The sequence below is a fragment of the Moraxella sp. FZFQ2102 genome (assembly GCF_024137865.1).
Classification (GTDB): Bacteria; Pseudomonadota; Gammaproteobacteria; order Pseudomonadales; family Moraxellaceae; genus Moraxella.
The window spans coordinates 321,367-335,783 of record NZ_CP099960.1; the positions used below are offsets into that span (position 1 = coordinate 321,367).

The following is a 14,417-nucleotide window of genomic DNA, read 5'->3' on the forward strand; positions in this document are numbered from 1 at the left end:
ATAACTCCTTTATTCATTGTTTAAGCTGGGTTTGTAAACTGGTACCCATACTGGTAAGTTGTTCTCATTTGACACCTCAGTATTCCAGTATTTTTTATCACCACAGTCAGCATTCCCTACCCCATAACAACTATGCACCGTAGCTGGATTACCAATCATATTTTTCCACTCACGAATGGTTGAGGTGCCTTCGGAGTTATTGCCACCTGTCGGCTTATTCCATCCAATGACCGTGTGAACAAAATCAGATTTATGTCCTTGCACATGAATGCTCATGTCTGATTTTTCAGCTTCTGTGTAAGCGGGCTTAAATTGCGCTGTGTCATTCATAGGGTCAGTGCTAAGCACTTCACCATTTCTACCTTGTAGCTCTGCCAGTTTGTCGTCTGCATTTTTGACATTGGCAGCAGCACCGACCATGTCGGTGCGTAGGTTGCTGTATTTGCCAGCATCGCCATCATTGAGTAATGATGAATAGGCATTGGTGATGGTGAGTGTACCACGACTATGCCCATCGATTTGCAGGCTTTCAGAGCCACGCTCTTTGATGATGGATTTGATTTCTTGGGTGGCATTGGTTAAGCCCAGTGTATCACTTTCTAGATATTTTTGGTAGGCAGCAACCATCATCTCCGATATAAAATTGTTGGTTTTTGGGAAATGGACGAAATAAATCGGAGTTTCATTCAAATCAATCTCTTTGCCCACTTTCTCATTATCCTTTTCTCTGCGGTTTTGTATCGCATATTTGCCTGCTGCTTCAATGCCATTAAAGATACCGTTGGTGAAAACGCGCGGTGAAGTGTCTTTCTCACTAAGCAAGTTTTTCTTTTCTTCTCCCTCAATTTGAGTGTAAACAAAATTGCCTTTTTCGTCTTTGGTGACACGATATAGAGGTGCTTCTGCGATAAACATCTTACGATGAGCTTCATCGCTGTATTTAAACAAGGTGTCAACAGTCGCATCTTTGATGAACTGCTGCGCCTTGGCATCCGCCATCATCTCATCAATATTGGCAGGTGCGATATATCGATGCGCATTCGCCGTGTCATGACTGATGGTATTGAGGCGTGCTTGCGAGTCCGTATCTTTAGCAACCAGCTCACCGTCTGCAATGGCGCTGATGGTCTGACTTGTCTCATGATGATTGACATCGCTACCTTGATTGCCTACCGTATTGGCAATTATTGTCTTGGCTAGTGGGTAGAAGTTACCCGAGAATGCCTGGCTATCGATTCCATAGCTTTTCACGGTGCTTTCTGCTTCACTGATATTGGTGATGTTAGCAGAGCTAAAGGCAGTGGTTGTAAGCCTGTTTTTGTCACGCGTGGCGTCGGAGGCAATCACAGCACCCAAAAGATCTGTATTGCCACCAACAGCAATATCAAAACCGCCTTTACCAGCGTAGATGCCACTTTGTTCACGCACAGCCTGGTAATTGACTTGGCTGTCGCCTAGCTCTGCACTTACACTACCACTAACAGGCATTTTAGCACCAAGACTCACATTAATTGAGCCACCATATTGACGCTGCTTACCTTCAAGCTGATAGTTATCTGACCGACTGTGGATGTTTAGATCGCCGCCTGCACGAGCAATCACTTGTTCAGCTTTGGCAGTAGCGCCCTTGATATTGGTATCATTAGCACTATCCAAGATCAGCAGATTTCCTGCCAAAACTTGGCTGTTTGTTTGTGTTTCACCGTTAGAGTCAGTATTGCCACGACCAACACCACCTGAGGCTGTAAAGCCAAAGCTGGTGTCTGCACCAACACTGACATAAGCACCAACACCGGCGCTATGGTTTTTATTATCACTGTCGCTATATTTTAGCTGTGTACTAGATAAGATATTGATGTCATTGTTGGCCAATAGAGAAGTGTTATCCTTGGATATCACTTGGCTACCAACAATGTTTATATCGCCATCATTATCGCCAAACGCATGCAATGTAATATTTTCTGCTTTGACACTTGAGGCTTTATTGGATTCTTGGTAACTGATTGAGTTAGCTTGGCTGGACTGCGAACCAATGGTTGCGGCGACCTTAAAATCAGTCAGTGTATTATTACCTTTTTCACCCCTGTTTGGATTATTGACTTGCGTCTTTTGTTCCTGATATTCAGACCAGGTCATCCAACCATCACCGGCGACGGATAATGCCGCTAGTCTCTTGGAACGTTCATCATCTGTTTGCTCAGCTGCTTGATACATGTTGTATGCCTGCATACCCAAGTCAACGACAGGGTTGCTGATGGAAACGCTCACACCACTTTGCTTGAACCTAAAGTCATTGGTGGTGGTTTGTGAATCAGTGGCATTCTCCACATTAATTGAGCGTGCAAAGATATCAACATTACCACCTTCTGATGCAGTTCGCTCCTGAATGGTCTGAGCGTTTGTGTTATCAGGTTTGAAGGCTAGGACATCACTGCCCGTTTGCTGATAGGATTGATTTGCGACAATGGTAACATCACCGCCTAGCGCTGCAACTGTTGAGCCTGTATGTGTTTTCAACTCAGCCTTATTGGTTTGATCTGTGGTTTGGCGACCAATAGTTACACTGGTTGGACTAATATCTACCAATCCAGATTTTTTGACAGCACTTTGCTGATGGATGGTTTGATGATTCACCCCAGCATCAATAGAGATCTTGCCATCAGACACCAAAGTTACATCACGGTCCGCCAAGACTTTTGTTGCCACAATCTGCATATCCCCACCTGATTTCATCAGTACAGTCTCACCACCCACCATACTTTGAATACCGCTATTGCTATCCATCTGATAGGCGGTTTGGGTGGTCTTTTTGCTTAATAAGCCTTTGTCGGTGAATTTACTTGCGGTATCCAGGCTTTGGGTAGCACGGCCTTCAGTGATGCTGATATCGCCTGTGGCAATCAGTGCTGTGGTGCTAGTGGCATTTAGATGTGAGCCTTGAATGTTAATACCAGCCCCTTTACCTGTTGTGGCTATCGTTAGATTGCCAGCACTGGTGATGGTTGAACCCACATCGGTGCTTTGGCTGTAGTTAAAGTAGTTATTGGGATCAGCGACAGCATTGATGTGATTGCTTGTGGTGAGGGCTGTGATGTTGATGCCGTTTTGGGCGGTGATTTGGGTATTACCGCCGCTATGGATATTGCTACCTTGGTTTAGGACATAGTTACCCGCTTGGACGCTAAGCGTGGTCAATGGATTGCCATTGTCATCTGTTTGGTCTTTTAATCCATCTCCCACACGGATGGTGGCGATGCGTGTGATGGCGGTGTTGGATGAAGTGCTTTGCCCTTGTTTATTGTGATGGGCAGTAGTTTGGCTTTGGCTGGTGATGTTATTGCCAGCACTTAGCGTCATGGCAGCGTTGGCAGCAAGCGCCCCACCTAAATTATTAATATCTTTGGCAGCAGTGATGGCAACAAACTCACCTTGGATACGATTGGTATTGGTGATGGTGTTGGCATCAATATTGACAGCGTTATGGGCGACAAGATTGCCATTGTTATCCAAATTGCCAGTCAGCTGTATATCCATGCTTTTGCTAGACATGGCAGCATATCTACCATCAGGAGTAAGCGCACCTGTAGCGATATTGGCAGAACGCAGATACAGCTTGGGTACCAGAACATCTTGGGTTTTGGTGATGCTATTGCCATCTTTGTCTTTGGTGGTATAGGTAATAGGCTGTTTAACCAGCCAAACGATGTCAGTGGTTAAGTTTGCCATCTGCTCGGCGGTGAGTGCGGTGCCAAGCGTGTAGCCGAAGGCTTTGGCTGCCGTGATGCCATTATCCATTAAGGTTTTGTAGGCTTCTTCGTTACTGCGGTAATCGGTATTGATATGTCTGCCTGTCAGTAGATAGTACTGATCTTTAATACGCTCTTGTTCACCATAACCATCAGATAAGCGTTTGTGGATGTGATTTGGGTCTGATTGTAGTGCTTTTAGCATATAATCAGACGATAGCCACTGTTTGTAATCGGTGAACGCAGGGTCAGTTTGAACCAGTGGTAAGTTGGGGTCGTCGGCATTGATGATGTATAAGGCTGAGCTAGGGATAGTCAGCTGTGATAGGCCTGAACTTATCACAGAGGCTGGTTTGGCATCAACGCTTTGAGACAATGCTTTGGTCAACTCTGATAAGATTGCTTCATCAACAGCTTGTCCTTGCTCTTTGTCAGCAAGTAGCTTTGATAGCTGTTGCTGAGCATCAAGGGATAAAGCAGCTTGATTGGCTTTTAGGGCAGCAAGCACCGTCTCCACATCACCACTGGCTAGGGCTGATTGGTCAATTGTCATGACCGATGGGGTTTTGTTGATGGTGGCGTTTAAGATGGGGAGCTCATACGTTGCTAGTGGTGCAAAGGATTGCGTAAAGCTACCACCACCAATTGCTCTGCGCTTGTGGCGGTTAATTCCCGAGGGAAATACGCTATATCGGGTAAAGCGACCATTTTCAGTGACTTTGGTTTTTTCACCATGCAAGCCATTGTCAGGTGTTTGAATGACAGTATCGCCAATCACTGCAAAGCCTGCGCCTGCATTCATTTGGCTTTTATCATTAATCAGAGTGTCGCCATGTATGACAAGATTTTGTCCTGCTACCATACGAGCTGGGTCAGAAGCTAGGGTTTTATCTTCATAGACGACAAAGTCAGTAGTAATGACATCTACCTCTTCGGTAACAAAGTGGAAATTACCATTGGCGTCTTTGACATACAAAGCACCATCTGGCGCACCTTTTTTGCTGGTTGGTCCAAGTTTTGCTTCACCGGTGGTGTAGATATTTAGGGCTAAATCAACATCGCTTTTATTTGTGGTAAATTGGCGATTATACTCCCTGATAGCCAGTTCTAATGATTCAATGGCAGCGGCATTGTCCTCTTCCCATTTTAATAAAGGACCCATGACCTTGGTATAATTGGCCAATGCTTCATTATACTGTGTGCAAGCTTGGTTGCTTGCCTCTGCCAACGCACAACTTTCAGCGGTTTCATTCTCTGGCAAGTCAGGCTCATCCAAGCGGTTTTCGACAGCAATGACTGGTGCAGGCTCAGCTGGTGCTGCAATGTTAAAGTACGACCAAATTGTAGAGTCATAATCATAATTGACAATACACTCACTACCTTCAGGGCAGTCAAATAAACCCGCCATTGGCTTGTTGCCCAAATCAGCAACATCAGTGCTTTTTTGGGCGGTGGGGATGGTGTCCGCTTGTTTGTGAGCACGGTAAAGCGTTTGTTCATAAACAGATTCTGCTTCTACCTTAACCGTATGCTTTTTAAAGTCAGCATTGGTGTTTAGCAAAGTTTTGGTGCTAACCTGCATCTGTCCTGCTGATTCAATCGTCGCACCTTTATTGACCACCGTCTGTGCTTTGCCTGTGGCGTGATGGTTGTCATCTAGACTGCCGCCAATGTGCAGACTGCCAAGACTTGTGATTAAAGCTTGATTGTCGAAATCTTCGTTGAATTTGCCTGCTCTGTCAGGGTTGGGGTTGTTGTTTAGGGTGTTAACACCAATGTCCAGACGCTCTCTTGCGGCAATCACAGGGCTTGTATGATGGTCATTTTCTTGATTGGTTTGTTGGTTGGCAGCTTTTGCTGGCGTATTATTCAGCGTGTCAGCTTGGATGGCAAGATGTGTGCCATAGATACGGCCACCAGCAAGATTGTTGATGGTATTTGTGGCTTTCACAATGGTCGTATCACCATTAATTAAGCCTTGGTTTGTGATGTTTGTTTGGCTGGTAATCTGTGTGTGATTGCCGCTTGTAATGGTGGCATCTTGGTGGTTGTGGATGCTGGCTGCTGTGAGCGTCAGGCTGTCTGTTGCCCCAAAGCTGTGCTGATTGCTAAAGTTGCCTTGAGTGGTGAATGTCAGCGTATCAGCAGTTAAGGTATCATCACTGGTATGTGTATAATCCTTAGTTTGGCTAATCGTCAGTTCTTTGGCGGTGATAACCCCACCATTTTGTAAAGATCCAGTATGGATATCTACGGTTTTAGCTGTCAGATTGCCCGCTTGATTGCTTAAAACGCCTTGGGCATTGTTGATGCGGATGTTTTGTGCAGCCAAGCTTGTGGCGGTGTGATGGGTGATATCCCCTTGGGAGTCATAGCTGATGCTGTCTGCTTCATTGTGTGAGTCAGTCAAATCAAGCGTGGCAGCAGTGGCGCTAAAACGATTGCCCACCAAGGCGTTACCATGATGGCTGAGGTGTCCTTGGCTGCGTAGTGTCAAATCCGTACCTGCATACAGACTGCCTGTCGCACGGTTGTTCAGTGCATCCTTAGCATGAATACTGGTTGCTTCTTGACTGCTGATGCTACCGCTATTGTTGATGGTATTAGCATCTACAGTTAAGGTTTTGGTGCTGATTTGTCCTGTATTATCCAACGTGTTGACACTGATGGCCAAAGCGCCCAGTGTGGTAATGGTGGCGGCTTGTGTATCGGCATTGGCATTAACATTGCTATTGCCATTGGTGTTACTTAAATTGCCAGTTAACGCAATGCGGCTTTGTGCTGTTTCATCAGTAGCAAATACGCTGCCTTGATGGTTGTTAAGTGCTTTGGCATCCATAGTAAAGCCGCTTGCTTGAATGATGCCTTGGTGGTTATTGATGTCATCTTGAGTGCTCAAAGACTGATTGGCAGTGCTAAGTAGCTTGCCTTGGTGGTTATTGATACTTTGAGCACTGATTGCTAAAGCATCTGCTTGAATGATGCCTTCAGAGTTATTAATATCTGTAGCCACCGTAAGACTTTGATTACCAGTGCTAAGTAGCTTGCCTTGATGGTTACCTAGATGCTGCGTACTCACAGTAAGCGTACTGCCTGTATGAGCAATACTGCCTTGTTGGTTGTTTAAAGCGGCTGTACCTGTGTTGATATCAAGTACCTGGCTGTTACTGCTGATACTGCCTTGGCTGTTGTCCAGACCTTGATTGAAGCTTAATGTCAGCGCCTGTGTACCGCTATGACTGATATTGCCTTGATGGTTGATGAGTTTACTGCCATCAAACACTAGCTGTTTGGCGGACAATTGCCCTTGGGTGTTATTGAGCTGACCAGGCGTGCTGATGTGTAGTGTATCAGCAGCAATGGCGGTAGCATTGGTGGTATTGACATCAGTTTGGCTATTTAGGTTGATATTGACCGCTTCACTATGGCTGTCGCTTAAGTCAAGCATGTTGCCTGTCATCACCATCGCTTGGGTGGCAATGTGTGTGCCTGTGCTGACTAGATTGCCTGTGCTTTGGATGCTAAGATTGGCAGGCTGTCCTAATTTGCCTTCACGGTCCATGCCAGCGATGATGCTGCCGGCATGAGTGATGGTATGAGCACTGATGGTGGTATCACCACCGCTGGCAATCAGTCCTGTTTGACTGTTGCTTAGGGTCTGTAAAGCAGTCAGGGTGGTGCTTTTACCCCCATAAACCTGACCGCTGTTTGTCAAATCTTGGCTATGGGTGGTTAGGTGTTGATTACCAAAGATATTGCCATCATGATTGCTCAATGCTGTCCCAACGCTCAATGTGGTATTAGCTTGTGCAGAGATGACGCCTTTATCATTAGTTAACTTATCTTTGCTGGCAACGGATACATTGCCAGTACTCATGATAGTACCAGCCTGATTATTCACACCATCAGCACTGATAGCAGTATCACCACCACTTGTAATCACCCCTTGGGTATTATCAAGCACGCCAACAGCAGATAGCGCCACAGTATCAGTAGCAGATAATTGACCACCTGTATTGATCATATCAGAACCACTGTCAATCACCATGCCATTTCTGGCAGTGATACTGCCTTTGCTGTTATCAAAGCGAGTTAATTGCCAGTTGATATCATCTAAGGCGATTTTACTGTCGGTATTGACAAGGGTGTTGGTATTTAGGCTTTGTACATCAATCGATGCTTGCTTGGTGTTACTGGTTTGATTAGCACTGATACCAATATCACCTGTGGCGGTGATGAGTGCTTGATCGCCTGTGTTGTGAATACTGTTGGCAGCAATGATATGACCACGAGCAGTTGGGATGGGTTTGGTTTGTGCGTTTGCACCAGAGTCACTTAAAGCAGGTGGCTGTAGGTCTGTCCCCACATTACCTGTACTGCCTGCTGTATTATCTGCCAGCTCACTGCTAATACTGCCAGCACTTTGATCGCTACTTGGGGTAGAAGGTGTAGGTACAGTGGTTTGCCCATACAGACTTTGACCGATAACCGCTTTATCAGTGTTGATCAGTGTATCGGTGGTGATATCAAGCTTGCCTGTACCAGTTTGGATAAGCTGACCGGTGTTATCAAGCTTATCCGTATGAACTTGCAAAACACCGCCATAGACACTGCCAAGGTTTTCAATCGCTTGTTTGGCTGCAATCTTGGCAGTTTGGGTGCTGTGAATGATGCCTGCGTTATTGAGTTTGGCTGTGCTAATAGCAATATCAGCTTGTTCACTTAACAGGGTGCCGTCGTTTTGAGCAGTGTTATCATGGGTGTTGATGGCGACAGCATCTTTGGCTAGGATTTTACCAGTATTAACAAGATTGCCTTGACTGTCCAAGGTGAGTGTACCTGTGCCAAGCGGTTGTCCCTTGCCAGTTGCTGTGATGACCCCTTGGTTATTAACCCCAAAGCCTTTATCCGTACCAATCAGATGGATTTTACCTGCATACATTCCGCCAAGATTTGAGATATCTAATGCCAGTGTTGGGGCGGTACCTGTTTGGTTGGTGCTGCTGACACCATTGTTTTGATGAACGGCTGATAACTGATTGAAGTTGCCATCTTGTAGGCTGACCTGATTTTCACCCAGGATAACATCAAGTTGTTTGCCTGCATAAATCTCATCATTGATTTGGGCAGTCTTGGCAATGAGTGTGGCATAATCCGTGCCTTGTAGGTTTAATTTGCCATGGGTGGCAATATGACCTGTGCCAACTTCATAACCTGTTACTTGTCCTTGATTGACCTGGCTGTTTGCTGCTGCCAGATGCACATTGCCAGCATTGATAAACCCAGCACCATTGATTACTAAGCCTGATGGATTGGCAATGATTACATCCGCCTTTTTACCTGCCACTTCAATAAAGCCACCCAAATGGCTTGGATTATTGGAATTAACCTGGTTTAAGATGGTAGAAGCTTCCCCACGAGCCATATAGGGGTTGGCTGCCACAAAGCCTGCGATCTGGGTACCCACTGCTTTACGGTTGTTATTTAATACAGCACCTGTACTACCGACATCAAACTGGCTGTAATGGTTATTGGATAAGCCACGAGCATTAGGGGTGGCGATATTAACAGACACAACACCACTTGCGGTATTTAATACAATCGGCTGTAAGGCTTTATTGGCGGATTTATCTGCAATGATGGTGGTGGGGGTGTTGGCATGGGCTGTCAAGCCTAGGCTAAGAAGAAGCGATAATGAAAGAGTTTTTAAGCCAAAGCCCAAACCCCATCTTGACGATGATGTTGTGCTACCACCCACGCTTGGGTTGTCAGATTTGCCTTGCGTTCTTGTCTTTTCAGAAACCACCACAAGTCTTCCAAGACTTTTACTAAAGATCACACGATAACAAAAACGGTTCATGGCAAACCCCACCTTTTATTCCAAGTTTATATCCAATCTAACTCAATTTCATCCGCCAAATTGCCAATTTACAGCAACAAAGCAGAAAGATTATCAGGATATTAGCACAGATTATTTGTGATAACAAGAAGAAGTATATTACTTATTGTTAAGTGGTAGAATATGGCATTTTCGATGAAAGGCGGAGTGGTGTAAAAAAGGATACATTGTATCCTATTGAAAATCATTAGGATTAATTTGGTGTACCATGTAACCAATCAATCAGCCTAAAAGCCCATATCAAATTTTATCATGATAAAAAACTACACAAATAGCACTTGCAATCATTGGGATGAATAGTTACAATCTAGTAACTTTAAACCATCAATGGATGACCATGACACGCTTTTGTTTAAACCCGTTAACCCTAACCACTTGGATTGCTTTAGGAGTTATCCCACCAATCAATACCGCACAAGCGGCGGATGATTTCTTGACCACCAACACCACCAACCAAACCCTAATCCAAGCTCAAGATGCTCGCAATCAGGCATTGCTAGAGCAATTGGTGCCAAATCCAAGCGTGGTGGTGGATACAGTTTCCACTGATACCACCACCCAAACCCAAGAACAACCAACAGCAGATAACGCCATTTGCTTTGATATTCATAAGATGGGTTATTCGGTGTTATCACAGGATGATATTGTCTTTGCCGACAAGCTTGGCTTTGCACTTGTGCCTGAAATCATGGGCGGCAGCAGTGTATTGGGTAAGTGTATGACAGTCACTGACATCAATGCCATTGCCACTCGTGTGCAAAACCGCTTAATTGAACAAGGCTATGTCACCAGTCGTATTATGGTAGGTGATCAGAATTTGGCGGATGGTGAGCTAAGATTAACCCTAATCCCAGGTAAGATTGCTCAGGTGGTGGTGAATACAGCGGATAGTAAAGTGCCTGTCTATGTTAAAAACACAGTCAAAGACACAGCCAATCAGTCTTATCCTGTTATCTTAGACACAGCACTCACCACACAACCAGGCAAGCTATTAAACATCCGTGATTTAGAAACCACGCTTGAGAATTTTAAACGCGTGCCAAGTGCTGATGCTACTTTTAAGATTGCACCGTCTGATGAGTTACAAGTGATTGGCATTGGCTTTAGTGATATTTTAATTGATTATACTCAACACCGCCGCATTCGTGGCAGTCTAAGCATTGATGATTCAGGCTCTAAATCTACAGGGAAATATCAAGGCGTGGCAACGCTTAGTGTAGATAATTTGGCAAATTTAAACGATTTATTCTATCTTAGCTTTGGGCGAGATTTGGGTAATCAAATCAATGATGACAAAGACTATCCGTCTGATAAGAGCAAAGGCTCTAAGAATTATGGCATTGGCTACGTTATTCCAATAAAAAATAGGGGGCTGTACTAGATTAGCAACAATGCTATACTAGTTTTATGAAGATAACCCGTTGTAAATTAAGTAAAAAAGTTCAAGTTAAACTGCTTGAATTTTTTGTGCTTGAAGTCACCGCAAGATCAGCTGCTGATTTGTTAGAGATACATCATAATTCAGCTGCTTTGTTTTATCATAAAATTCGCTTGGTGATTGAATATCGCTTAAACCTTGAAGCTTGTGAATTATTTGACGGTGAAGTAGAATTGGATGAAAGCTATTTCGGTGGCATTCGTAAAGGCAAGCGTGGGCGTGCTGCTGCTGGCAAAGTTGCCGTATTTGGTCTTTTAAAACGCAATGGTAAGGTTTATACTGCCTGTGTTAAAGATACCAAAGCTAAGACATTAATGCCTATTATTGCCAGTAAAATCAAACCTGATAGCGTGGTTTATACAGATAGCTATCGAAGTTATAATGCTTTAGATGTGAGTGATTTTAAACACTTTAGAATTAATCATTCCAAAGAATTTGCAAACAATCATAATCATATTAACGGCATTGAAAACTTTTGGTCGCAATCCAAACGCATTCTAAGAAAATATAACGGTATTGACAAAAAGCATTTTCATTTATTTATCAAAGAATGCGAGTTTAGATTTAACTATGGCACACCATCCAATCAATTAAGATTGTTAAGAAAATGGTGTGGGGTTTAGGGATTTATCTAGTACAGCCCCAAAAATAGTTTATTACAACTAACTGCCAATCGCTACACCTATCATCAAACCGTAGCAGGTAGCACCCAAGATTATATCTATGGTGGTAAATCCAGTGGGTACAGCGCCAAGCTGTCTCATCTGGTACACAGAGATGCTCATAGCAAAAGCTATGTATATGCTGGTGGTTATGTCAAATCCCAAGAAAGTGATATTGATGGCACAATCATTGATGTACAAACCCGTAAAACCGCAGGTTATTTATTTGGCATCAGCCATGAAACTGCTTTTGGCAAACAAGCCAATCATAGCCTAAGCACTGATATGTCTTATAAACGTGGTACCGCTGCTTTTAATGCCTTACCCTCACCAGAAGAGCTGTTTGATGAAGGTTCAGCCCGTGTTGGCATTTATCAATTAAACGCCAATCTAACAAGTAAATACAACCCAAGTATTAACAATAAACCACTGCCCATCATCCACAGCACCACACTCAAAGCCCAATATGCCACAGACAGTCTAACACCAGATTTAAAGATGGCCATTGGTGGCAGATACACCGTCAGAGGCTTTGATGGGGAGCGTTCATTATCTGCGGATAATGGTATCTTGGTAAGACAAGACATCAGCTTTTATCCAAGCTTTTTAAATCAGCAAAAAGCAAACAGCCAATCCAATCATGCCATTTATCTAGGATTGGACGCAGGCTACGTCACCAACCACGACAAGAGCCAAAATGAGCTATTACTTGGACAACACTTAGTAGGTGCTGCCATAGGTATCAAAGGACAATACACACCAAATACAAATAACCCCTATCTAAGTTTTAATTACGACATTTTCACCTCAAAAGCAATCAGTGAACCCACGGGTTTTTCAAACAAAGATTGGGTCAGTGGTGTAAGTTTGGGGGTGAGTTTTTAAAAGCAAGTTGACATCAAACCAATCAATCAGAAAACCATCAGTTGAGCAAATTGGCTTGACTGGTGGTTTTTTTATGGGTGGTCAAACAAGAGTGGAATAAGTGGTCACGTGAAAAGTGGAATGGGTGATCATTTGGAGTGGAATATGCACAATGTAGCAGAAATTGAATTAAACTTCATTTTATTCATGATAATTCTCCTATATTGGTTTAGAAAAAAACTTGAATTATATTAGCACGCCATTTAGGATAATTTCAATAAGCTTTCATAAAATTCATTTTATTTGCTCAAATTATAAACAATTTATTAGCTCATTGTATTATTGCGGCACACGTATCGCTTATAAAAAAACTGTATTTATTTAAAAACCACCAAACAGCTTTAGCCATTTGGTGGTTTTTGTTAATTAGCAATTAAGCGATTAGTAACGCACGCCTGCCATTTCTTCAGCGACACGGATAACTTGGGTGCTATAGCCCATTTCGTTATCGTACCAGATGTACATAGTCGCACGATTGCCATTGGCGATGGTTGCTTTGGCATCAAAAATCGCCACTTTTTCAGAACCGACGAAGTCCGTTGAGACTGCTTCTGGTGAATCTGAGTAGTTGATTTGCTCTTGCCATTGTTCGCTTTGGGCGACAGCTTTCATAAAGGCATTGAGATCATCAGCGGTGCCGACTTCTTTTTCGAAGTTCAGGTTCAAGATTGCCAATGAGACATTTGGTGTCGGTACACGGATGGCATTGCCTGATAGCTTGCCTTTTAGCTCTGGGATGGCTTTTGAGACAGCAGATGCCGCGCCAGTAGAAGTCATCACCATGTTCAGCGGTGCAGCACGGCCACGGCGGTCGGCTTTGTGGTGGTTATCCACTAGGTTTTGGTCATTGGTGAAAGCGTGAACCGTTTCCATATGACCATTGACCACACCAAAGGCATCGTGTAGTACTTTTAGTGTTGGGGTGATGGCGTTGGTGGTGCAGCTGGCTGCTGAGACGATTTTGTCATCGCCGATGGTGGCATGGTTCACACCATAGACCACATTTTTGATGTCGCCTTTGGCGGGTGCGGTTAGTAGTACTTTTGCTACGCCTTTTGAGGCTAGGTGCTTTCCTAGACCTGCTTCATCTTTCCATTTACCAGTGTTGTCGATGACCAGTGCATTATCAATACCATAAGCGGTGTAGTCGATTTCGCTTGGGTCAGCTGCATAGATGACTTGGATAAAGCGGCCATTGGCGATGATACCGTTATTGGCTTCATCGATGCTCACGCTACCATCAAACCAACCATGTACTGAGTCACGCTCTAGTAAGCTTGCACGCTTGGCAAGGTCGCCTTCACCTGCTGGACGCACGACGATGGCTTTTAGTTGTAGGCCTGCTGATGATGCAGGACGGCTCATCAATAGACGCGCTAGGATACGACCGATACGGCCAAAGCCATACAGTACGACATCTGTCGCCGCTGCTGTGCCTTGAGCGAAATCTGCTGCTGACTTACCTGCTTTGATGGCTTGACCTAGGTCAATACGAGTAGTCGCCGTACCCTGTGCAACCAAGCTTTCTGCTAGTGCCAATGATGCAGCCACATCCACGCCGTGCTGATCATGCAGTGCCAACACCTTGGCAACAGACAATGCCACACGCTCACCAAAGAACGATACGGTTACATCTTTTGCTGCCAACAAGCTTAACGCTGCAATAAGCTTGGCTGCGGTTGCTTCTTGGGCTTGGCGAGTTGCCAAATGAGATTGGTACAAATTAGCAGACATACGACCACCTTGTT

The 14,417-nt window shown here is 44.3% G+C and carries 4 protein-coding genes and 1 pseudogene; 3 read left to right on the forward strand and 2 right to left on the reverse strand.

The genetic code is table 11. The features are described 5' to 3' along the window. Positions 1 to 9 precede the first annotated feature (9 nt). Positions 10 to 9,606 (reverse strand): hemagglutinin repeat-containing protein, encoded by a 9,597-nt coding sequence (locus NGM44_RS01555; RefSeq protein ID WP_253223936.1) that lies wholly within the window; start codon positions 9,604 to 9,606, stop codon positions 10 to 12. Between the two features lie 376 nt (positions 9,607 to 9,982). Between NGM44_RS01555 and NGM44_RS01560 the strand changes: the two genes are divergently transcribed. From NGM44_RS01560 to NGM44_RS01570, 3 genes and pseudogenes are all read left to right on the forward strand, one after another. Beyond that, the gene (locus NGM44_RS01560; protein ID WP_253223937.1) at positions 9,983 to 11,026 is read left to right on the forward strand and encodes a ShlB/FhaC/HecB family hemolysin secretion/activation protein; all 1,044 of its coding nucleotides are present in this window, start codon (positions 9,983 to 9,985) and stop codon (positions 11,024 to 11,026) included. 26 nt (positions 11,027 to 11,052) lie between these two features. Further along, on the forward strand, positions 11,053 to 11,706 hold the full coding sequence (locus tag NGM44_RS01565) for an IS1595 family transposase (protein ID WP_253223938.1): 654 nt from the start codon (positions 11,053 to 11,055) through the stop codon (positions 11,704 to 11,706). Between the two features lie 87 nt (positions 11,707 to 11,793). Then, positions 11,794 to 12,630, forward strand: a pseudogene (locus tag NGM44_RS01570) (ShlB/FhaC/HecB family hemolysin secretion/activation protein); the annotation flags it as partial. Between the two features lie 420 nt (positions 12,631 to 13,050). On the opposite strand, the gene NGM44_RS01575 reads toward NGM44_RS01570, so the two are convergent. Then, entirely contained in the window at positions 13,051 to 14,403 is a 1,353-nt protein-coding gene (locus NGM44_RS01575) for a glyceraldehyde-3-phosphate dehydrogenase (RefSeq protein WP_253223939.1), read from the reverse strand. Between the last annotated feature and the right edge of the window lie 14 nt (positions 14,404 to 14,417).